Here is a 20,639-nt window from a genome sequence, read left to right as displayed (position 1 = left end):
GTGCCCTGAAGCTGAAGCACCAATGACAGCGGAGTACTGGAGCCTCACCTGCGCAAAGGCTAAGCTGCCGCACCCGGCCCGATCCGCCAATGCCATCAAGGAATGAAGCATGATCACCATCCGTGAAGCTGACAGCCGCGATATCGATGCCCTCCAAGCCATCGGATGCGCCACCTACCGCGAGCACTTCTCCTCGATCTGGACCGCTGAAGGCATACAGCAGTTTCTCGACCAGGACTTCTCCCTCCGTACCCTGCGGGACTCTCTTGCCGCCAAGAGCGAGCATCTGTGGCTGTTGGCCCTGGACGAGCAACAGCACCCCATAGGTTTCGCCAAACTCAACTGGGCGCGGCCCACTCCGGGCAGCGGCATTCCCGGTGCCGAGTTGCAGAAGATCTATCTGCTCAAGTCCCAGGCCGGCAAGGGACACGGTCGCCGCTTGCTTGAGCATGTGCTGCAACGCGCCACCGATGCCGGTGAACCCTGCCTGTGGCTGGACGTGCTCAAGAGCAACATTGGCGCCCAGCGCTTTTATGCCAGCGCCGGCCTGCGCCAGGTAGGCGAGGTGCCCTTCAACACCGACCTGGAGCAGATAGGGATGTGGGTGATGGCCTGCGACCTGCCCGGCCACAACAACCGATAGCCACCCTGCTCGCCCCTGAGCCGCTGGCGCAGCCTGCGACAGAGCCGAAAGGGCTTCGGCGCCGGCAAGATCATCGCGAGCGTGCCGCTCGAGCGCAGCCTGCGGCAGCGGCTACACAAGCATTGAGCAGGGCCGGAATATTGAGGGGATCACAGTATCCCTGTAGCCGCTGGCGCAGCCTGCGATAGACCCGAAGGGGCTTCGGCGTCGGCAAGATCGCCGCGAGCGTGCCGCTCGATCGCAGCCTGCGGCAGCGGCTACACAAGCATTGAGCGGGGCCGAAATATCGAGGGGACGCAGTATTCCTGTAGCCGCTAGCGCAGCCTGCGATAGACCCGAAGGGGCTCCGGCGCCGGCAAGATCGTCGCGAGCGTGCCGCTCGATCGCAGCCTGCGGCAGCGGCTACAGGGGGGCGAACAGGCTCAGGAAATGCCCAGGGCCTTCAGCCGCCGGTACAGGGTGCGCTCGCTCAGGCCCAGGGCCTTGGCCAGTTCGCTGCGCGAGCCGTCGAACACTTCCAGGGCATGGGCCAGTTGCTCCAGGTCCTTGCCCGCGCGGCGCCGGCTCGGCTGGCTGGCGGCGCCGCTGCCGGCGCGCAATTCCTCGGGCAGGTCCTCGACCCGGATCACCCCGTCGTCGCTGAACAGCCGCGCCCGTTCGAGGATATTGCGCAGCTCGCGGATATTGCCCGGGTAGGCGTACAGGCCCAGGCGCTCCAGGGCCTCCGGAGCGACCCGCGGCACCGCGCCCGGCGCCAGGCGTTGCAGCAGGCTGTCGATCAGCAGCGGCAGGTCGTCGCTGCGCTCGCGCAGGGCCGGCAGGCGGATCGGGAAGGCGCTGATGCGGTAGTACAGGTCCTGGCGGAAGGTGCCGGCGGCGACCATTTCCTTGAGCGGCTTGTGGGTCGCCGAGACCAGGCGGAAGTCCGAATGCACGGTGCGCAGGCTGCCCACCGGACGAAAGCTGCCGGACTCGATCAGGCGCAGCAGCTTGACCTGCATCGCCAGCGGCACTTCACCGATCTCGTCGAGAAACAGGGTGCCGCCATGGGCCGCCTCGGCCAGGCCGATCTTGCGTTGCAGGGCGCCGGTGAAGGCGCCCTTCTCGTAGCCGAACAGTTCGCTCTCCAGCAGCGACTCGGTCAGGCCGGTGCAATCGACCACCACCAGCGGCCCGCTGGCACGCGGGCTGCCGTCGTGCAGGGCACGGGCGAACAGCTCCTTGCCGGTACCGGACTCGCCCTGCAACAGCACCGGGATCTGCGACGGCGCCGCCCGCTGCAGGGCGCTCAAGGCCTCGTTGAAGGCCGGCGAACGACCCACCAGGCCCTTCTGCTGCGGCTGCACCGAAGCCACCGCCACCGAACTCAGGCGCTCGACATAGGCCACCACCTGCCCCGTGTCGCCGAGGATCGGCCGCAGCTCGACATCCACATGCTCCGGCCCGCGCGGGGTGTGATGGACATGCAGCAGGCGCTCCGGCAGGCGGGTCTCGAAGGCCTTGCGCATCGGGCAATGTTCGCCGGCCTGGTCGCAGGGCACCGCGAACTGGTGGGACACCCGATAGCACTTGGCGCCGACATGGGGTTTGCCCTCGACGCCGAACTGGCGCTGGTAGGCGGTGTTGGCCGCGAGGATGTTGTAGTCGGTGTCTAACAGGATCGTCGGCTGGGCGTCATGTTCCAGATAGGACATCAGGGCTAACATTTCAGCATTGGCGAGGGCATTGGTGGGCTGGGGCATGGCAACTCCTGGGCGTTGCGCGGCAGCTTAAACCATGGGCCCGGCTTCTGCCATTTTCTGCCAGAAACTGTCAATCGACTGCCAACTACAATTGACAGTGACAGCCAGAACGCCCGCCCCAAGCCTTTGAATTCAATGAATGGGCGGTAAAAGCAGCGCGCGCCGGTTGGCACGTTTATTGACAGTTCAAGGGATGACTGCCCGCCCCGGCCGGCGTCACCCTATTGTTCGGAGAGCCCAATGATCATCGGCGCATCGCTGTGCGTAGAAGCCTTTTTCGACCACCAGACATGGACCATCAGCTATCTGGTGATGGACCTCGACACCCGGCGCTGCGCGCTGATCGACAGCGTGCTGGACTACGACCCCAAGTCTGGCCGCACCCGCACCGAGTCCGCCGACAAGCTGATTGCCCGGGTACGCGAACTGGACGCCCAGGTCGACTGGATCCTCGAGACCCACGTGCATGCCGATCACCTGTCCGCCGCGGCCTACCTCAAGGCGCAGCTCGGCGCCCGGGTGGCGATCGGCAACCAGATCACCGTGGTGCAACAGGTGTTCGGCCAGCTGTTCAACGAAGGCCAGGGCTTTGCCCGCGACGGCAGCCAGTTCGACGTGCTGCTCGAAGACGACAGCCGCTTCGCCATCGGCAACCTCCAGGCCCGCGCCCTGCACACCCCCGGCCATACCCCGGCGTGCATGACCTATCTGGTGCAAGTCGGTGAGGAGACCGTGGCCTTTGTCGGCGACACCCTGTTCATGCCCGACTACGGCACCGCCCGCTGCGACTTCCCCGGCGCCGACGCGCGCACCCTGTACCGCTCCATCGGCAAGATCCTCGCCTTGCCACCGCAGACCCGGCTGTTCATGTGCCACGACTACCTGCCCAACGGCCGCGAGCTGCAATACATGACCACGGTCGCCGAACAGCGCGCCAACAACATTCATATTCACCAAGGGATCGATGAGGACAGCTTCGTGCGCATGCGCGAAGCCCGCGACGCCACCCTGGAAATGCCGGTGCTGATCCTGCCCTCGGTGCAGGTCAACATGCGCAGCGGACAGTTCCCCGAGCCCGACGACAACGGCGTGAGCTACCTGAAGATCCCGCTGAACGCCCTTTAAAAACCTATAACGCCACTCCACCAGGAGACGCTGCCATGCGCCCGATTTCCCCCATCCAACGAGCCGTCAACGGCAGCCACCAGGTGCTGATCGTCGGCGGCGGCGCAGCTGGCATTGCCACCGCGTCCAGCCTGATCAGCCGCGAACCGCATCTGGACGTCGCTATCATCGACCCGGCCGACACCCACTATTACCAGCCCGGCTGGACCCTGGTCGGCGCCGGGGTGTTCCGCGCCGAAGACACCGCCCGCGGCATGGCCTCGCTGATCCCCAAGGGGGTGACCTGGATCCAGGCAGCGGTGAGCAGCTTCGAGCCGGAGCACAACGCCTTGGTACTCAACGACGGTCGCGTGCTGGGTTATGACCAGTTGGTGGTCTGCCCGGGCCTCAAGCTCGACTGGAACGCCATCGACGGCCTGAGCGAAACCCTGGGCAAGAACGGCGTGACCTCCAACTATCGCTATGACCTGGCGCCCTACACCTGGCAACTGGCGCAGAACCTCAAGCAGGGCCAGGCGCTGTTCAGCCAGCCGCCGATGCCGATCAAATGCGCCGGCGCGCCACAGAAGGCCATGTACCTGTCCTGCGATCACTGGCTGCGCAGCGGCCGGCTGGGGCAGATCAACACCCGTTTCCTGAATGCCGGCGGCGTGCTGTTCGGCGTGCCGGACTACGTACCGGCGCTGATGGAGTACGTGAAGAAATACGACATCGCCCTGGATTTCGGCCACAACCTGGTGGCGGTGGACGGCCCCGGCAAACGGGCGACTTTCGTTCGCAACAGCGCCGATGGCCAGCAGGAACGCATCGAGCTGCCCTTCGACATGCTGCACGTGGTGCCGCCGCAAACCGCCCCGGACTTTATCCGTAACAGCCCGCTGGTCGACGCCGCCGGCTGGATCGATGTCGACCCGCACAGCCTGCAGCACAAGCGCTACAGCAACATCCATGGCCTCGGCGACGGGACCAATACCAGCAACGCGAAAACCGCCGCGGCGGCGCGCAAGCAGGCGCCGGTGGTGGCCACCAACGTGCTGGTGAACCTCAAGCGCCTGCCGACCCGGGCGCAGTACGACGGTTACGGCTCCTGCCCGCTGACCGTGGAGCGCGGCAAGATCGTCCTCGCCGAATTCACCTACGGCGGCAAGGTCGCGCCAAGCTTTCCGGCCTGGCTGCTGGACGGGCGCCAGCCAACCCGCCGCGCCTGGTGGCTGAAGGAGCGCATCCTGCCGCCGCTGTACTGGCGCGGCATGCTCAAGGGCCATGAGTGGCTGGCGCGGCCCAGCCTGGTGACGGACCTGCCGGAATCATGAGTGAGTACAGCTTGTTGGGCGCAGGGCTCGGCGCGTTGATCGGGGCGATCCTGGCGTTGACCGGGGCCGGTGGCGGGATTCTCGCGGTGCCGCTGTTGGTGTTCGGCCTCGGCCTGAGCATGGTCGAGGCGGCGCCCATCGGCCTGCTCGCGGTGGGCCTGGCCGCCGCCGTGGGCGCGGTGTTGGGGCTGCGCGAAGGCATAGTGCGCTACCGCGCCGCCGGCTTCGTCGCCGCCATCGGCATTCTCATGGCGCCGGTCGGCCTGTGGCTGGCCCACCGCCTGCCGAACCTGCCGCTGGCCCTGCTGTTTTCCGCGGTGCTGCTGTACGCCTGCGGACGCATCCTGCTCAAGGCCACCCGTGAACTGCGCCACGGCCAACCGGCGCCCCGGGCAGCCTTCCAGCCTTGCGTGCTCAACCCCTTGCAGGGCCGACTGCGCTGGACCCTGCCCTGCGCTCGCGCCCTGACCTTCACCGGCATGCTCTCCGGGCTGCTCTCCGGCCTGCTCGGTGTCGGCGGCGGCTTCGTGATCATCCCGGCGCTGACCCGCTACACCAACCTCGACAGCAAAAGCATCGTCGCCACCTCCCTGGCGGTGATCGCCCTGGTGTCCACCGGCAGCGTGATCACCGCCAGCCTCAGCGGCGTGATGCACTGGGCGGTGGGCGCGCCTTTCGCCGGCGGCGCAGTACTGGGGCTGATCGCCGGTCGGCAAGTCGCCCGTTACCTGGCGGGCCCGCGGTTGCAGCAGTTGTTTGCCTTGGTGGGGATGCTGGCGGCGGTGATGCTCAGCCTCGGAGCACTCGGCGCCTGGCGTTGAACCCGCAATCGCGAGCAAACGCTCTTCTGTAGGAGCGAAGCTTGCTCGCGATAGCGCCCGCCCAGACGGCAAAAATATCTCGGCAATCAATCGCTCCTACAACCAAATCAGTACCTGCCCAACCTCTTACAGATTCCTCCTAAATCCATCGCTCGCCATTCCCGGTACGGTTTCCAGCGCCCCTTTTGCCTGAACCAGGACCACCCATGGCCAGCAACGGACCCGGGCCAATGCCCAACCTTCTACGGCCCGCCAACCCCAACCAGCGCCCCGCTGAACGCGCCGCCGAGACCGAACAGCCCAGCTACGGCGAACAGCTCTGGGCCCAGTACGAGAAATACGCCAAGGAACCTGCGCCACCGCCTGAAAAGGTTCAGGTGGCGCTGCGCATTGGTGTGTTCTTTGACGGTACCGGCAATAACGCCAGCAATTCGGCTATGGGCCAGCTGTGTGGCGCCCAGCACCCTATTGAGGCCAAGGATCTCGATGGCAGTTGCAAGCCGTATATGAGGGATCCGGAGAGTAGTTATGGGAATGATGTGAGCAATGTTAAGCGGTTGAGTGATTTGTACTATTCCAACCAGACACCTGAGGGTGAAGGTCTGCAAAAGCGTGCCTTTCACTCAATCTATATCGAAGGCATTGGTACACGAGCTGACGAAAAAGACAGCCTGATTACCTCAGGTACAGGACGTGGCGAGACGGGTGTCTTAGGGTGTGTACAAAGGGCTTTCCTTGAGATCAAAGAATATATCAGCGGCATCCACGAAGAGAATTCTGAGGCTGAGATCACTTCGCTGATCTTCGATACTTTTGGCTTTAGTCGAGGAGCCGCAGCGGCCCGACACTTTGCCAATGAAGTCGTGCGCTGGCTCGGGCCACTCGAGCTAATTCTCCACGACTACTCCAGTGCCTTCAGCCCCCGCTTCAACCGACAGTACGGCAACGACGTAGACATGGGTTTTATTGGCCTGTTCGACACAGTGCCGTCGGTTGCCGGCTTGAGTAATCTGGGCAACGTGCGCAGCGCCATTGCCCCAGGTATCAAGCTGCACCTCGACCGTCGCTACTTTCGCTCGGTGGTTCAATTGGTCGCCCGCGACGAGTACCGCGCCAACTTTGCTCTGAGCCGGGTCAAACCCGATCATGTCGAGATCACCCTACCCGGAGCGCACTCGGATATCGGTGGCGGTTATCTGGATGAGATGCAGGAGTGTGTACTGGTCAGCCCGATGCAGGCGCTGGAGGTACCGATCACTACTGATGTGACCCAAACCTCGATTTACCGAGACGCGGTACAAGCAAAATCGCGCTGGCTGGCCAAGGGCTGGCCCACACAATGGCTGGAGATCGTCACGCCGGAGCCGATGGTTCTGCCGCAGGATTCACAGGACCGCCTCGGTTTACGACAAAAACGAGTGTATGCCGGCCTGCAGCTCAAGAGACCAATGAGTAACAAACTGGCAAAGGTGTATCTGCGCGTCATGTATGAACTGGCCAAGGAGAGCGGTGTGCAGTTCGAGGACATCCCAGAAACAACCGAGTACGCGGTTCCATTGGAGCTTCAAGCGCTTTGTGACAGATTTGTCGCTGGTGACTACAGTACGACTCCAGCCGAGGAAACCATGCTCAAGCTGCGTTATATCCATCTCTCGGCCCATTGGAACCACCCACTTGGTAAACAAAATGGCGGCAGCCTTAAAGTCGTCTATATCAACGCCCCCACGGTGGATGCCGTGCGTGTGCAACATCCTCACGTACCTGACTGGACGCTTTGGTAATGAGAGTATTCATCGCCCTGCTAGGCGCACTGCTGTTGACTGGCTGTCTGGCTAGCGACCCGCTATCTGGGAAAAACGACCCCAAGGCACCTTGGTGGCAGCTTGGCTTCAGCGAGCCGTTCTATATGAAAGTTTGGGTCGAAGACAGCGCTGTTGAAGATATCAACGGCAAACTATTTCTTCACACTGGTGGCGGCTCCGCTGCGGGTGGTGATATGGGGTACGACAAAGAGTGGGCCAGAGGATGGGGAGGGAGGGGAGTTGGAGGCAGCGGTAAGTCGGTGGTTGGCGCTGACCTACCAAAGCGCATTTTCGTACGCTGGCAATCCATAGTAGAGCCACAGACTTATCGCACCTGGGTCGATATCCCGGAAGAAGCCCGAAAAATCATGTGGACCTCGACTAACCGGCGCTGCCCGGAGACACCGCATCAGGCCGCCCGCTATATGGCATCGGTCTATTTAGGTCTGGCCCCCGGCGGCATCGTACAAGTCTGGGTCAGAGATGAATGCCGTCATCCGGTCAAAGTCGCCCGGACCCAGGCCGAAGTTGAGCCATTAGGGCCGGACCAAGGAAAAAACAATGGGCGTTACGCCTACAAGGTCAGCGAGAAGTCCAAACGCTATATAGAGAAGTACGGCATCCCCTATGGCAGTTGGTAGGCAGAGCTCTCCTTTATTACGTGAACACCCTATATCTACTCGGCTGAACACGTTGGTAATGGGAGCATTCATCACCCTGCTGGGCGCACTGCTGTTGACTGGCTGCCAGGTCAGTGATCCGTTATCCGGAAAAAACGACCCCAAAGATCCTTGGTGGGAGCTTGGCTTCATCGAGCCGTTCTATATGAAAGTTTGGGTTGAAGACAGCGCCGTTGAAGATATCAACGGCAAGCTATTCCGTCGTACTGGCGGCGGTTCCGCTGCGGGTGGAGATATGGGTTACAACAAAGAGTGGGCCAGAGGATGGGGTGGTGGGGGTGGAGGTAGCGCTAAGTCAGTGGTTGGCGCTGACTTGCCCAAGCGCATTTTCGTACGCTGGCAATCGGTCGTAGAGCCACAGGCTTATCGGGCATGGGTGGATATTCCAGAAGAGGCCCGGAAAATCATGACTACCTCGACCAACCGACGCTGCCCGGAAACTCCGCATCAGACTGCTCGCTATATGGCATCGGTCTATTTAGGCCTGGCCCCCGGTGGCATCGTACAAGTCTGGGTCAGAGATGAATGCCGCAACACAGTCAAAGTCGCCCGTGCGCAAGCTGAGATTGAACCGCTGGGGCCGCACCTGGGTAAATCAAACGGGCACTACTACCCGCTACCCGAGAATTCCAAGCGGTACATAGAGAAATACGGCATCCCCTATGGCAGTTGGTAAGCAACGGCCCTCACACACCTGACTGGACGCCTTGGTAATGAGAGCACTCATCGCCCAACTGACGCGCTAATGCTCTACCGCATACCGCTGCTCTCACAGACAACTCCCCACCTGACAGCACCACTCCCCTCTAGCCACCTCGCACATATCACCACCCCAAAGACTAAACTCCACTCACCCTTCCCCTGCACAAGGTCCCCCTCCCCATGAACATCGACTGGCTGCACTTCACACCCTGGAGCGCCCTCGCCGGTGGCGCGCTGATTGGTCTGGCCGCCGGGCTGTTTGTCATGGCCAACGGGCGCATTGCCGGGATCAGCGGCTTGCTGGGCAGCCTGTTGCAACCGGGCAGCGAAGGCTGGAGCGAAAAGGCCCTGTTCCTCTCGGGCCTGCTGTTGGCGCCGTTGTTCTGGGGGCTGTTCCAGGTGTTGCCGACAATCGAGTTCCAAAGCGGCATCGCCGGCCTGATCGGCGCCGGGCTGTTGGTGGGCCTGGGTACGCGCTACAGCGCGGGCTGCACCAGTGGTCATGGGGTCTGTGGCATCTCCCGATGGTCGCCGCGCTCATTGGTCGCCACCCTGAGTTTTATGCTGACCGGCTTTATCACGGTCTGGCTGCTGCGCCACGGGATGGGGCTATGAAAATGCGCAAGGTCACAGCCTTTATCGCCGGTCTGTTGTTTGGCCTCGGCCTGCTGCTGTCGGGCATGACCAACCCGACCAAGGTCCTGAGCTTTCTGGACCTGGCGGGCCAGTGGGACCCGTCCCTGGCCCTGGTGATGCTCGGCGCCATCGGCGCTGCCTGGTGGCCGTTCCACTGGGCCATCAAACAGCCCAATGCCCTGCTCGGCGCGACCATGCAATTGCCCACCCGCCGCGATATCGACCGCCGCCTGATCGGTGGCAGCCTGCTGTTCGGCATCGGCTGGGGCATCGCCGGCATCTGCCCGGGGCCGGGGCTGACCCTGCTGCTCACGCCCCATTGGCAGGCCTGGGTATTTGTCCTGGCCATGCTGGCGGGCATGCTGCTGTTTCAGTGGCTGGAAGCGCGCCGCACGCACTGAGCCCCTGGCGAACCAGACCCAACAAGGCTAGTGTCCGGGTCTACCCCTTCGAAGGATGCCCACATGGACTGTGAAATCCGCCCCGCCAACGAGCAGGACGCCGACGCCATCAGCCGCCTGATCATCGCCGCCCTGCAGACCAGCAACGCCCAGGACTACCCTGCCGCCGTGATCGCCCAGGTGCGGCAAAACTTCAGCCCGCACGCGGTGCGCCAGTTATTGAGCAAACGCCAGGTCTGGGTGGCACAGGCGGCCGGCGAAATCGTCGGCACCGCCAGCCTCGACGGCCATGTAGTGCGCTCGGTCTTCGTCGCCCCGAAAAGACAAGGCCAGGGCGTCGGCCGCCAGCTGATGGCCGAACTCGAACGCCAGGCCCTGGGCGCCGGCATCACCCAGCTGACCGTGCCCTCCTCGATCACCGCCGAAGGCTTCTACGCCAACCTGGGCTTTCGTCCCCTGCGCGAGCAATACCATGGCGAAGAACGCACCCTGATCATGCAACGCGAACTGACGCCACCCCTGTAGCCGCTGCCGAGCAACGCGAGGCTGCGCCCGACTGCGCAGCAGTCGCCAAACCTGCAAACGCGATTTGCCTGAATAAACACCCAGGCCAACCGACAAAACCCACTCAGGGCAAAGGCTCAAACCGCCCACTCCCCTCATTCCACTGAAACCCCGGCAACTTGCAGTCGCTCAAACTGATCCGCAGGCTCTCCCCCTCCGCCTGCACCTGCAACATATCCACCCCTTGATACAGACAACCCGGCGCCGCCAGCGTCAGGATCTGCAGCGGTTTGCCGCTGGCCTTGTCCACCACCTCGATCGCCGTTATCCGCTGGTCATTGCCCTGCATCGGCACCTGGAAATACCAGCGTTGGGTGGACGCGCTCTGCAACAGCGTGGTGTTCGGCTGCGGCCACGAGCGGTCCGAGTCCACCAGGGCCACCAGCTTCAGGGCGATGGGCAAGGTCTTGCCAGTGCGATAGCTGGTCCAGCTGCCGCGCACCTGCTCGCTCTGGCGGCTGACCATCAGGTCGTTGAACTGCAAGCGCGCCACCGGCAGGCCCTGCTCGTCCAGCTCGTCCATGGCCAGCACCTTGTTGCTGAAGCTGAAGGTCGGCTTGAGGCGGATCGGCGTGCGATAGCGCTGGTAGGCATAGGTCCCCTGGTACAGCGCGTTCTGGCTGCCCAGCGTCAACACGATGGCCTGCTTGCCCAAAGTGCCCTGGTACACCCCATGGGCCGCTTGCGCCGGCACTAGCCACGACACCAGCAACAACGCCGCCAGCCCGCGAAAAAGATCAACCACCCGCATCAGAAACGCTCCTCGCCAGACTGAATAAATTCCAGCCGGTCAGGGCTGATCACGCGGTAATAATCCCAACGCCGGGTGCCCGCACTGAAGTTGATAAAGTCCTGCTTGCTGAACTCCATCTGCCCGCCCGCGGCAAAGCGCAGCGTGCCCTGTGCGGCGAACTGCTCCAATTGCGGGTGGCGCAGATACGCCTGGGTCTGTGGGTGGTACAGGTAATACTGGGTCGGCGCGCACAGCACACTGCCGTACGGGCCGTTCAAGCTGTAGCCCTGCACCTGGAAATCAAGGGTGGAATCGGCATCGAAATGCTCGAAGGTCAGGGTGCGGGTCCCGGTCGGAGCCAGGCACCACTGCCCGCCCACCTCCTGCACCACCTCGCCGGTGGCCCGGCTCATTACCCGGATGTTGTCCACCCGCCCCGTGTCCTCCCCGGCATTACGCACGGCATGCACACTGAAATAGAACTGCTTGTCGGCCGCCGGCTGCAACAACTCACCGTCAAAGGCCTCCCGCTGACTCCCACCAAAACGCATCACCCGCTGCAACTGCAACGGCTGCTGCACGCCCGTGCGCAAATCGACCAAGGCCCCCTGCAACGCCTCGGCCCCCTCGGCAAAGGGCTGCAACGACACAGCCGCCGCCGGCAAGGTTGGGTTGTCCATGATATTGATCAACAGCCCCCCGCCCTGACGAAACGGCGTGAGCTCCAAAGGCATCGGCACCCGCTCGGCCCCGCTAAACCAATAGCCGGACATCCCGCCGCCATATTGCGAGTCATAGGTGAGCGCCAGCTCCACCGGCGTGTCACCGAGCGTGCCGCGGTAGGTGGTGATGGGGTTGGCGCTGGCCGTGGGCACACTCAGTGCCAACCCCACAAACAGCGCCGGAGCCAACCAGAATAGAAAATGCCCCAGGCGAGACACACAACCCCACTTCCCCGCCCCTACTCGCCTCCCACCACCAACGGACTGGGTCATGCCTGCGCTCCTTGCAATGGGTAAAAGGCGCGCAGGATAGCAAAGTTGGTTGGGGGGGATCAGAGGGTGTTGCTGCGGCCCTGTAGCCGCTGCCGAGCCCGCGAGGCTGCGATGGGGCGCGAAGCGGCCCCAAATCGGCACACCACGATTATTCAGATGCACCTCAGCGGCTGAATAGTGGACGCTCCCCCACGGCCTAGACCTGAGGTAACCGCTACAGAGTTCTTAGTAGCTGCGGCAAGGATCAACAACTCAGCCTCTCCCTACCCACACTCGAGAGCTTTCCTACAGCCCCGCCGTTGTCCCTAATCCACCCCACACCTATAGTTTTCACGTCTGCTGATTTTGATCAGCACAGGGGTTCGCAGCCTTATCGAGAGGACACTCAATCAATATAATTCTTCAGCAAGGAACTGCGATGAATATCCAAACTCCACACGAACGTTTTATTCCCCTCACTCCAATCGCCAGTGATACCCCGGTGTTGTTTATAGACAGTCAAGCTCCATTACTGGATCTGCATTTCTGCGCCAGCGAGCGCTTGCACACTGTTCTCGATTATTTGAATCTAATGGCCTGCACTAAGCTGAGAGACTCCAGCGAGAAAGATATTAACACTATAACCAATACAGCTCGATTACTATTACAGGACACAAAAGACATATTAGCAGCAATTGAAACTAGAATTTAAAACACAAATCAAACTAAAAGGCCGAGAAAAACCGGCCTTTTACTCAAGCCAAAACCAAATCAAATCACCCAGCAAAACCATATTACTAATTTTTATTTGAAAAGCCCCCCTCACCTCACAAGACATCAAAAACCTTTCAAAATCCTTTACAGCACTTTCACATCCCTAATAACCCACAATCATGATCACCCTCAGCGCATTTAGACCAAGTACAACAAACCACACCCACCACTTTTGAAAAACATTCAAACAACTACCCCCACACCAAAAGAAGACTAAACATCAAACCTAGCAACCAACTAATCAAACTCATTAAAAAACTTAGCAAAAATCAACCCCGCCCTTCCCGATTAGTTTATTTCCTCCACTTACAAAACCAAAACCCCAAGACAACCAGAACACAAAGCTTACGAATCTTTCTTGCCTTAACCTCATAATAAAAACAACTCCATACACTCCCATCTGAAAGTATATTTCTCATCCCATAGATACAAGATACGGCTCAGTCGAATCTAAACTCACACTATGGACATGCAGTGAAAATCACTGCCTGTCATATCAACAGCAATGAACAAACAGCAAAAAAACCGTCAAATATTTGAAAAATTAAAAAGAATGACTGCAACTCATTGACAGAAAAGCATTTAATAAAATTCTTATTGGATTTGTTATTTGCTGGCGATTTGCTATATTTTCCACTAAAGAAAAACACATACACACTTAATAGGCAACCCAGACCACTCACCATCAATTAAAACTCGCCATGCCTTTTTTCAAACCCCCAAAATATAACAATTCAAAATCCAAGCTCACTACTTCATCTTCCAAACCATTTAAAAAATAAAATTTTAATCTTGCAAGCATTATTAATTCAATGCACTTCACCTTGCCCTTGTAAACACACCCTCACAAAATACAGCAATATAGAAGATAGAGTCGTCACAACACATAAACCAGCACCAACATTAAAAAATAAACAAAAAGGATTCGACAAATGGAAAACCCAAAAAGACACCTCAGAATTTACTTCTCAGACTTCTTCAACACCTCACCAAAAAAAATAGAAACCTACGGAGCATTTAACATATCATTAATCAACGATCTACCTTTATTTGTCGACCCTTTTCTTCTATTCAACAGCGAAGATGAAACCTTCAAAAAACTGCACACCAACATAATAAAATACATGCTATTTCTAAAGAAAAAATCTTCTCTTGACTTGCCATCCGGTTTAATAAAGGCGTGGTACCTCTTCCCTGAAGTAAAACAAAACTGGTTTGGTTTTAGTAAAGCAGGCAACAGTGGGCGTGGCCTTGGCCCTTCATTTGCAAAATCTCTACAAAACAACTTTAAAGATATTTTTTCAGACTTTGGAAATGAACCATCTGGCTCCACACACTTAGGAAAGCTCACCCTTGTAAAGCACGGAGTCGGAAAAGATCAGATTAGCGACTTCACTTGCAATCTAATTCACGGTTTCCTAGCTGAGTACACACAGAAGTTTGCTTTAGAAAACATAAGCCCTGAAAAACTACAAACCTTTAGAATCCCAAAAGCAGAATTCAATTATCTGACAGAAACCTGGAACTCCAAACAATATACACTACCAAAATATGGTACAGAATATGTACTACTAACTCCAATTGACATACTGACTAAGGATGAAGCCTGGATATCCCACAAGGGTTTCCTTGAAGATTTCAGCAGGGTAATCTCCAGTATTCCCAACGACCAACTAAGAGACCAAATAACCTTATATCTAACGAAAGTGATGCCTGCAGAACCGACAAAAGAAGAGCAGGTAATAGCCTATGAAAAAACTACACTTCAATACCCGGCACTTATGGACACCTATGTCAACCTAAGAGAACTCGATAAGGAAACCGCAAGCACCTCTAGCTTAGAGAAAGTTAAAACTGCTCAAAAGCTATTTCAAGACCAGCTACGTCAATTTGTAGATTTAGTTGATAAAACTGCATTTTATAACTCTGAGCCTAATAGCTACGAGGCAGGCATGCAGCGTGTTGTATTCTTAAAGCATGTAATTGAAAAACAGGATGGATACCGTCTCTTTTATGTAAAAGGCATACCTATCTCAAGAGAAAGTGATCTACAGATCATGTTCAAACTAACCTGGTTCGCATCAAAATTCAGCTCTGACTCAGAGGTAAACAACGGTCGAGGACCAGCCGATTTCCTAATCTCTTACGGCAGCAAAGACAAATCCATAATAGAGTTCAAGCTTGCAAAAAACTCACACATGGAAAAAAACATAAAAAACCAGGCTAAAATTTATAGCGATGCTTCTAAAGCCACGCACCCTCCAATAATGGCCATTCTATACTTCAACCAAACTGAAGCTAACAACATCAAGAGAATCCTTACAAAGAACGGCCTCTCCGGATCTAAACATATAATTCTAATAGACGCATCACCAAAAGACTCCGCATCAAAAGTTTAAGAAGAGCCATTCAGAACAACACCTTCAATCTCGCCCTTGCAAACTTATATAAGACATAAGTTTTTAGGGCGAACTTATACCGCCACTCACGAAACTACAACATCCAATCAATTTCAAAAACAACCATTTAACCTGATTTTTTAAACTTATACCCCAAACATATAGCATCAAGTTATCTCCTACCAACCCCCCTCAGCCATATTGGCTTTTAAAAAGCTAGAAATAGCTCCCCGAAGACAAAGAAAAACCTTACAATCCTCGTCCGGTTTTCTTACTTTTTTGGTTAAACCAGCTTGGCACTGGGAGTCAGTTGTGTGAGCAAAACAGAGCAACCTGTCAAACAATTAATAGATGTACAACACCTTGCAACCGCACTACAGCGCTTTGCCGACGACCGCGACTGGCAGCAGTTCCACTCTCCCAAGAACCTGCTCCTGGCCCTCACCGGTGAAACCGGAGAGCTCTGCGAAATCTTCCAATGGATGAGCGAAGCCGATGCCATGGACGCGGCCAAGCGCCCAGAAACTGCTCAAGCGGTGAAGGATGAGTTGGCTGACGTGCTGATGTACCTGGTGCGCCTAAGCACTGTGCTGGGCGTCGACCTCAACGAAGCGGTGACCAGCAAACTCACGTTGAACGGTCAGAAGTACCCCGTCGACAAAGCCAAAAGCACCAGCAAGAAGTACGACCAACTCTGACCCTCTGGGCTCTAAGGACTATTCGTGATCGTTTACGCCGCGACCAAACAGCAATTCCTCGACGTTTGCGATAACGACGATATCGAAGAGGTCATCCTCAAGCACTTCAAAGAGGCCACGGGCAAGAAAGTGGCGGCTTCGGAGATCAGATCTTGGCAGGGTTCGCTGACTTATATGGCCAAGGCCCTACGCGATAAGGATCTGCCGGATGACGCTGGCGTGGCCATTGAGCTGCACATTCCGCAGTCCATGAAACGCATCGACTTCTTGCTGACAGGCCACGATCAACATCAGACCAAAAATGCAGTGCTGGTTGAACTGAAACAGTGGAGCAAAGCCAGCGCCACCAATAAGGACGCGATCGTGAAGACGGCGCTAGGTGGCAGTCATGTGGAAACCATCCACCCGTCCTATCAGGTGTGGTCGTACGCCACTTTGTTAGAGGGTTTCAATGAAGCCGTCTATGACAAAGGCATCCAAGTCCGCCCCTGCGCCTATCTGCATAACTACGTCAGCGATGGCGTTATCGACTCAGCTCACTACGACGCCTATACCAGCAAGGCACCGTTGTTCCTCAAGGGCCCAGACGAGCTGACGAAGCTGAGAAGTTTCCTCAAGCAGCACATCTATTACGGCGACAACAAAGAGGTGCTTTACGAGCTTTCCAGCGGCAAGATCCGCCCGTCCAAAGCCTTGGCTGAGGCACTTAGCGGGCTGATGGAGGGCAAGCCTGAGTTCGTACTGATTGATGATCAGAAGGAAGTTTTTGAGTCGGTACTGGCTGCGGTCAAAGAAGCCTCTGCCGAGGCTCCAAAGGTCGTGATTATTGAAGGCGGTCCAGGTACCGGAAAAACGGTCGTGGCTATCAATCTGTTAGTAACGCTCACCGCCTTACGGTTGATGAGCAGGTATGTCTCGAAAAACGCCGCGCCACGTGCCGTGTACGAGAAGAAACTGATCGGCACCATCAAGCCCACCAAGTTCTCCAGCCTGTTTTCCGGTTCGGGCGCCTATATGGAGATTAAGCCCGACTTTTATGACGCGCTGATCGTTGATGAAGCCCACAGGCTCAATGAAAAAAGTGGTTTTTATGGCAATGAGGGCGACAACCAGATCAAGGAATTGATCGGGTCCGCTAAATGCACAGTGTTCTTTATCGACGAAGATCAGCGCGTGACCTTAAAGGATATCGGCAGCAAACAAGCGATCCGCGCGTTTGCCGAGGCCAGAGGGGCAACGGTGGAGGAATACACCCTATCTTCCCAGTTCCGTTGCAGTGGTTCCGATGGCTACTTGGCGTGGCTGGATGACGTACTGGGTATTCGCCAGACCGCCAACCCGTTGCTCGATGCCAGCGAGTACGAGTTCAAGGTGTTCGACTCCCCGCAAGCGATGCACGAGGCCATCGAGCAAAAGAATCATGGAAACAAAGCGCGGGTTGTCGCCGGTTACTGCTGGCCATGGCGTAGCAAGAAAGACTCCAAGGCCAAGGATATCGAGATCGGTGACCACTACGCTCGCCAATGGAACCTGGATCAGGACGGCAGCTTGTGGATCATCGCGGAGAACTCCGTGGAACAGGTCGGCTGCATTCATACCTGCCAAGGGCTGGAAGTGGATTACATCGGCGTGATCATCGGGCCGGATTTGATCGTGCGTAATGGCCAGGTAGTGACTTCGCCCCATGAGCGAGACAAGTACGACAAGTCGATTCGCGGCTGGAAAAAGTTGATGAAAGAGCAGCCAGTTCTGGCGCAGCAAGAGACGGACCTAATCATCAAAAACACCTATCGAACCTTGATGACCCGTGGGATGAAAGGTTGCTATCTGTACTGTACCGATCCAGAAACCGCGCAATATTTTGCAAACCGGCTAGCCGAGCAAAGCAACGACTGATCAGTGGCACTAACCCGAGCACAGCACTCAAGGAAGCGGCTGTGTTCGGGAAGCTCCAATCAGGGTGAGCCTCTCCAGCGAACATCATTCGCACACCGGATGATTCCCAAACGCTATCAGGCGAGAATATTCTTATTGAATATTGCGTTTCTTCCTACAAAGAAACGGGAAACCTACGGATAGCCCATGCCCTCCTCACCCACCAGTAATCAATCCAATCCCGCTTGGAGTCGCGACGAACTTGTCCTGGCCCTGGACCTTTACCTCCGCCATCGCGGTGGGTTGCCCGGGAAGAACCACCCGGAAGTGGAAGCCTTATCACAGAGCCTCAATCTCATTGGCAACGCCACTGGCGTGAGTAAGAACCAGAGCTTTCGCAACACCAATGGTGTCTGCATGAAGCTCAACAATTTCCGTCGCTGGGACCCGAGCTACACCGACTCCGGCCGGACTGGTCTTGCGAAAGGCAACAAGGATGAAGAGTTGGTATGGCAGGAGTTCGCTAACAACCCCAAACGACTCGCCGAAGTAGTGGCCGCCATCAACGCCAACGTCGAGTCCGGCACGACTACCCCTATAAATTTAAATGAAGAGGAAGAGCCAGGTTTCTTCGAAGCTGAGGAAGGCAAAGTGCTCACCCGAGTACACCGGGTACGGGAAAGGGACAAAAAGCTCGTCAAACACAAAAAGGACGAAGCCCTCAAGAAACACGGTGAACTCAAGTGCGAAGCCTGCGGCTTCAACTTCAGCAAAACCTATGGTGCGGACATCGAAGGCATCATCGACATTCACCACACCAAGCCACTGCACACACTCCAACCCGGCGACAAAACCAAGCTCACTGACCTGGCGTTGCTATGTGCTAATTGTCATCGTGTGGTGCATTCACGACGTAAGTGGCTGAGCGTGGCGGAGGTGAAAGCGCGCTATCAAACTAATCGCTTGTAACCTCAGCAACCGCACCATTATCAAAATATGGAAACCACTGAGTCACCCAACCTCACAGGTTGGGTCATCTAACTATTGGCCACTCACGTTGCCTCTTGTGCAGCGGGCTACTTGGTCGCTTACTTGATCGCCTACTTGGTCGCTTTGGCTGAGATCGGCCGAGGCTCGATTGCCCGAGATGGTCTTGAAAACGTTGCGTGTATCCAATCAATACATAGTTATCGTTAACGACCATCGCGAGCAATCGAGCGTCGACCGGCTGCTCCTACAATGGATCGCCGTCGCCTAACTGATCGGCATTAATCACCTAGGTTTGCTAATCCGCAGCACTCGGAACGGCGTGATACAAACATCACACCAACACCCCACTCCCCACCCCCACCAACTTATCCGGATTCCGCATGATAAAGACACGGTTCACCCGCCCCCCTACGTCATACCCAAAACTCACCACCGCAACCACCTCCCCCTCCCCCCGCAACACCACCCCACGCCCACCATTGATCTCCACCTCCTGCCACTGATACTCCCGCCAGTACCTGCTCAACGACTCGCCCACAAACGCCAGCACCGCTTCCAGCCCATACAAGGTCTCGCGAATCGCGCTGGCTTTGCCGCCGCCATCGGCGCACAGCTCGACGTCTTCGGAGAGCATCGCGGCCAGGCCTTGGGTCGAGCCGCTGGTGATGGCGCTGTGGAAGGCGCTCAGCAGTTGTTCCTGGCGCGACGGGTCCGGCTGGTAGCGCGCCTGGGTGTTGCCCAGGCTGGCTTTGGCGCGGGAGACCAGTTTGCGGCAGGTGGCTTCCTGGACGCCGAGGGTTTGCGCGACTTGGGGGTAGCCCAGGTCGAAGATATCGTACAGCAGGTAGGCGGCGCGTTCCTTGGGGGTCAGGCGTTCGAGCAGGAGCAGGAAGGCGGTGGACAGCGACGAGGCCAGTTCGTGGCTCTGTTCGGGGGAGTCGTGATGCAGGGTATGGATCGGTTCCGGCAGCCAGGTGCCGACGTAGTCCAGGCGCGAGCGCTGGGCCGAGCGCAGCAGGTCGATGCAGTGCCGGGTGCAGGCGGTGGTCAGCCAGGCGGCCGGGGTGGCGATGGAGGCCTTGTCGGCCTCCAGCCATTTGATGAACAGGTCCTGCACCACGTCCTCGGCCTCGGCGCGGGAGCCGAGGAGGCGGTAGGCCAGGCCCAGCAGGAAGCTGCGACGGCTTTCGAATACCGTCGTGTCATCGATTCGATCCATCCTCAGTGCCTCGACACCTGCAAGCGATTCCACAGGTTGATCATGCCGATATCGGCCGTCAAGGCGGCGATCTGCGCTTCGCTGAAATGTTCACGCAGGGCGGCGCGCAACGGGCCGAAGTCGGTGTCTTCGCGCAGCACGGTGAGGGCTTCGGTCCAGGCCAGGGCGGCGCGTTCGGCGGCGTTGAAGTCGCTGACATGGCGCCAGACCACCAGGCGGTCCAGGCGCTCGTTGCTTTCGCCGTCTTCGCGGGCTTCGCGGGTGTGCATCTTCACGCAGAAACCGCACTGGTTGATCTGCGAGGCGCGCAACACCACCAGATGGTGCAGCTTGCGTTCCAGGCCGTGGGCGTCGATCAGGCCGTGGACCTGGCCCAGGCTTTCGAAGATCTCGGGGATGGTTTGCAGCAGGTTGACGGCTTGGGTCGGGTGGCTGGATGACATGGGGGTGGCTCCGTTATTTGAGGGATACACCGACATGACGGGCCAGCCTGGTGGTTTGTGACGGGGTGGTGAAAATAAATTTAGGGCGTCCTCTCCCCGCCCCGT

At 57.8% G+C, this 20,639-nt stretch carries 20 protein-coding genes; 15 read left to right on the top strand and 5 right to left on the bottom strand.

Going from position 1 to position 20,639, the window contains the following annotated elements:
* The first annotated feature begins 109 nt into the window (after nt 1-109).
* Nucleotides 110-643 (top strand): GNAT family N-acetyltransferase, encoded by a 534-nt coding sequence (locus C4K38_RS12535; protein ID WP_053278649.1) that lies wholly within the window; start codon nt 110-112, stop codon nt 641-643.
* Between the two features lie 422 nt (nt 644-1,065).
* Here C4K38_RS12535 and C4K38_RS12530 read toward each other — a convergent pair whose 3' ends face one another.
* On the bottom strand, nt 1,066-2,385 hold the full coding sequence (locus C4K38_RS12530; RefSeq protein ID WP_053278648.1) for a sigma-54 interaction domain-containing protein: 1,320 nt from the start codon (nt 2,383-2,385) through the stop codon (nt 1,066-1,068).
* A gap of 240 nt (nt 2,386-2,625) precedes the next feature.
* Between C4K38_RS12530 and C4K38_RS12525 the strand changes: the two genes are divergently transcribed.
* The 9 genes from C4K38_RS12525 to C4K38_RS12485 all read left to right on the top strand — a co-directional run bounded on the left by C4K38_RS12525 (nt 2,626) and on the right by C4K38_RS12485 (nt 10,390).
* Entirely contained in the window at nt 2,626-3,510 is an 885-nt protein-coding gene (locus tag C4K38_RS12525) for an MBL fold metallo-hydrolase (RefSeq protein ID WP_053278647.1), read from the top strand.
* A gap of 35 nt (nt 3,511-3,545) precedes the next feature.
* A complete protein-coding gene (locus tag C4K38_RS12520) occupies nt 3,546-4,823 on the top strand; it encodes an NAD(P)/FAD-dependent oxidoreductase (protein WP_053278646.1) in 1,278 nt (425 codons plus the stop codon).
* A complete protein-coding gene (locus tag C4K38_RS12515; protein ID WP_053278645.1) occupies nt 4,820-5,644 on the top strand; it encodes a sulfite exporter TauE/SafE family protein in 825 nt (274 codons plus the stop codon). The genes C4K38_RS12520 and C4K38_RS12515 overlap by 4 nt, the downstream gene beginning before the upstream one ends.
* A gap of 206 nt (nt 5,645-5,850) precedes the next feature.
* Nucleotides 5,851-7,425: a phospholipase effector Tle1 domain-containing protein gene (locus C4K38_RS12510; RefSeq protein ID WP_053278644.1), complete on the top strand. Its 1,575-nt coding sequence runs from the start codon at nt 5,851-5,853 to the stop codon at nt 7,423-7,425.
* Complete coding sequence (locus C4K38_RS12505; protein WP_023968931.1) at nt 7,425-8,087, top strand: DUF2931 family protein; 663 nt, start codon at nt 7,425-7,427, stop codon at nt 8,085-8,087. The genes C4K38_RS12510 and C4K38_RS12505 overlap by 1 nt, the downstream gene beginning before the upstream one ends.
* Before the next feature lie 58 nt (nt 8,088-8,145).
* On the top strand, nt 8,146-8,802 hold the full coding sequence (locus C4K38_RS12500; RefSeq protein ID WP_053278643.1) for a DUF2931 family protein: 657 nt from the start codon (nt 8,146-8,148) through the stop codon (nt 8,800-8,802).
* Nucleotides 8,803-9,008: 206 nt separating this feature from the next.
* Nucleotides 9,009-9,443, top strand: a complete 435-nt coding sequence (locus tag C4K38_RS12495) for a YeeE/YedE family protein (RefSeq protein ID WP_053278642.1) — start codon at nt 9,009-9,011, stop codon at nt 9,441-9,443.
* A 2-nt stretch (nt 9,444-9,445) separates the two neighbouring features.
* Nucleotides 9,446-9,865: a DUF6691 family protein gene (locus C4K38_RS12490; protein WP_172833203.1), complete on the top strand. Its 420-nt coding sequence runs from the start codon at nt 9,446-9,448 to the stop codon at nt 9,863-9,865.
* 63 nt (nt 9,866-9,928) lie between these two features.
* On the top strand, nt 9,929-10,390 hold the full coding sequence (locus tag C4K38_RS12485; protein ID WP_053278640.1) for a GNAT family N-acetyltransferase: 462 nt from the start codon (nt 9,929-9,931) through the stop codon (nt 10,388-10,390).
* Between the two features lie 103 nt (nt 10,391-10,493).
* Here the strand turns inward: C4K38_RS12485 and C4K38_RS12480 are convergent, their stop codons facing one another.
* Together C4K38_RS12480 and C4K38_RS12475 are read right to left on the bottom strand one after the other, a co-directional pair.
* Complete coding sequence (locus tag C4K38_RS12480) at nt 10,494-11,180, bottom strand: hypothetical protein (protein WP_053278639.1); 687 nt, start codon at nt 11,178-11,180, stop codon at nt 10,494-10,496.
* Nucleotides 11,180-12,157, bottom strand: coding sequence for a hypothetical protein (locus tag C4K38_RS12475; protein ID WP_053278638.1), 978 nt, complete (start codon nt 12,155-12,157; stop codon nt 11,180-11,182). Before C4K38_RS12475 ends, C4K38_RS12480 begins: the two co-directional genes overlap by 1 nt.
* 418 nt (nt 12,158-12,575) lie before the next feature.
* Between C4K38_RS12475 and C4K38_RS12470 the strand changes: the two genes are divergently transcribed.
* The 5 genes from C4K38_RS12470 (at nt 12,576) to C4K38_RS12450 (ending at nt 18,851) form a co-directional block, all read left to right on the top strand.
* Entirely contained in the window at nt 12,576-12,848 is a 273-nt protein-coding gene (locus C4K38_RS12470) for a fructose-bisphosphate aldolase (RefSeq protein WP_080768778.1), read from the top strand.
* A 994-nt stretch (nt 12,849-13,842) separates the two neighbouring features.
* Complete coding sequence (locus tag C4K38_RS12465; RefSeq protein ID WP_080768779.1) at nt 13,843-15,309, top strand: DUF8370 family protein; 1,467 nt, start codon at nt 13,843-13,845, stop codon at nt 15,307-15,309.
* 314 nt (nt 15,310-15,623) lie between these two features.
* On the top strand, nt 15,624-16,007 hold the full coding sequence (locus tag C4K38_RS12460) for a nucleotide pyrophosphohydrolase (protein ID WP_053278593.1): 384 nt from the start codon (nt 15,624-15,626) through the stop codon (nt 16,005-16,007).
* Nucleotides 16,008-16,031: 24 nt separating this feature from the next.
* Nucleotides 16,032-17,903 (top strand): DUF2075 domain-containing protein, encoded by a 1,872-nt coding sequence (locus C4K38_RS12455; RefSeq protein WP_053278592.1) that lies wholly within the window; start codon nt 16,032-16,034, stop codon nt 17,901-17,903.
* Between the two features lie 186 nt (nt 17,904-18,089).
* Entirely contained in the window at nt 18,090-18,851 is a 762-nt protein-coding gene (locus C4K38_RS12450) for an HNH endonuclease (RefSeq protein WP_081001469.1), read from the top strand.
* A gap of 352 nt (nt 18,852-19,203) precedes the next feature.
* On the opposite strand, the gene sigJ is transcribed toward C4K38_RS12450, so the two are convergent.
* Nucleotides 19,204-20,091: an RNA polymerase sigma factor SigJ gene (sigJ, locus tag C4K38_RS12445; protein WP_053278591.1), complete on the bottom strand. Its 888-nt coding sequence runs from the start codon at nt 20,089-20,091 to the stop codon at nt 19,204-19,206.
* A gap of 2 nt (nt 20,092-20,093) precedes the next feature.
* A complete protein-coding gene (locus C4K38_RS12440; RefSeq protein ID WP_025809478.1) occupies nt 20,094-20,534 on the bottom strand; it encodes a carboxymuconolactone decarboxylase family protein in 441 nt (146 codons plus the stop codon).
* Nucleotides 20,535-20,639: the final 105 nt, after the last annotated feature.

Source organism: Pseudomonas chlororaphis subsp. piscium (genome assembly GCF_003850345.1).
Classification (GTDB): domain Bacteria; phylum Pseudomonadota; class Gammaproteobacteria; order Pseudomonadales; family Pseudomonadaceae; genus Aquipseudomonas; species Aquipseudomonas piscium.
The sequence above is the reverse complement of the archived record's forward strand: the minus strand, read 5'-3'. Positions and strand labels throughout refer to the sequence as shown.

Excerpts from the sequence above, each read along its gene's own strand:
- C4K38_RS12470 (WP_080768778.1), top strand. The coding sequence starts at position 12,576 with ATGAATATCCAAACTCCACACGAACGTTTTATTCCCCTCACTCCAATC.
- C4K38_RS12520 (WP_053278646.1), top strand. The coding sequence starts at position 3,546 with ATGCGCCCGATTTCCCCCATCCAACGAGCCGTCAACGGCAGCCACCAG.
- C4K38_RS12440 (WP_025809478.1), bottom strand. The coding sequence starts at position 20,534 with ATGTCATCCAGCCACCCGACCCAAGCCGTCAACCTGCTGCAAACCATC.
- C4K38_RS12525 (WP_053278647.1), top strand. The coding sequence starts at position 2,626 with ATGATCATCGGCGCATCGCTGTGCGTAGAAGCCTTTTTCGACCACCAG.
- C4K38_RS12490 (WP_172833203.1), top strand. The coding sequence starts at position 9,446 with ATGCGCAAGGTCACAGCCTTTATCGCCGGTCTGTTGTTTGGCCTCGGC.
- C4K38_RS12500 (WP_053278643.1), top strand. The coding sequence starts at position 8,146 with ATGGGAGCATTCATCACCCTGCTGGGCGCACTGCTGTTGACTGGCTGC.
- C4K38_RS12475 (WP_053278638.1), bottom strand. The coding sequence starts at position 12,157 with ATGACCCAGTCCGTTGGTGGTGGGAGGCGAGTAGGGGCGGGGAAGTGG.
- C4K38_RS12510 (WP_053278644.1), top strand. The coding sequence starts at position 5,851 with ATGGCCAGCAACGGACCCGGGCCAATGCCCAACCTTCTACGGCCCGCC.
- C4K38_RS12465 (WP_080768779.1), top strand. The coding sequence starts at position 13,843 with ATGGAAAACCCAAAAAGACACCTCAGAATTTACTTCTCAGACTTCTTC.
- C4K38_RS12535 (WP_053278649.1), top strand. The coding sequence starts at position 110 with ATGATCACCATCCGTGAAGCTGACAGCCGCGATATCGATGCCCTCCAA.
- C4K38_RS12495 (WP_053278642.1), top strand. The coding sequence starts at position 9,009 with ATGAACATCGACTGGCTGCACTTCACACCCTGGAGCGCCCTCGCCGGT.
- C4K38_RS12530 (WP_053278648.1), bottom strand. The coding sequence starts at position 2,385 with ATGCCCCAGCCCACCAATGCCCTCGCCAATGCTGAAATGTTAGCCCTG.
- C4K38_RS12450 (WP_081001469.1), top strand. The coding sequence starts at position 18,090 with ATGCCCTCCTCACCCACCAGTAATCAATCCAATCCCGCTTGGAGTCGC.
- sigJ (WP_053278591.1), bottom strand. The coding sequence starts at position 20,091 with ATGGATCGAATCGATGACACGACGGTATTCGAAAGCCGTCGCAGCTTC.
- C4K38_RS12480 (WP_053278639.1), bottom strand. The coding sequence starts at position 11,180 with ATGCGGGTGGTTGATCTTTTTCGCGGGCTGGCGGCGTTGTTGCTGGTG.
- C4K38_RS12505 (WP_023968931.1), top strand. The coding sequence starts at position 7,425 with ATGAGAGTATTCATCGCCCTGCTAGGCGCACTGCTGTTGACTGGCTGT.
- C4K38_RS12515 (WP_053278645.1), top strand. The coding sequence starts at position 4,820 with ATGAGTGAGTACAGCTTGTTGGGCGCAGGGCTCGGCGCGTTGATCGGG.
- C4K38_RS12485 (WP_053278640.1), top strand. The coding sequence starts at position 9,929 with ATGGACTGTGAAATCCGCCCCGCCAACGAGCAGGACGCCGACGCCATC.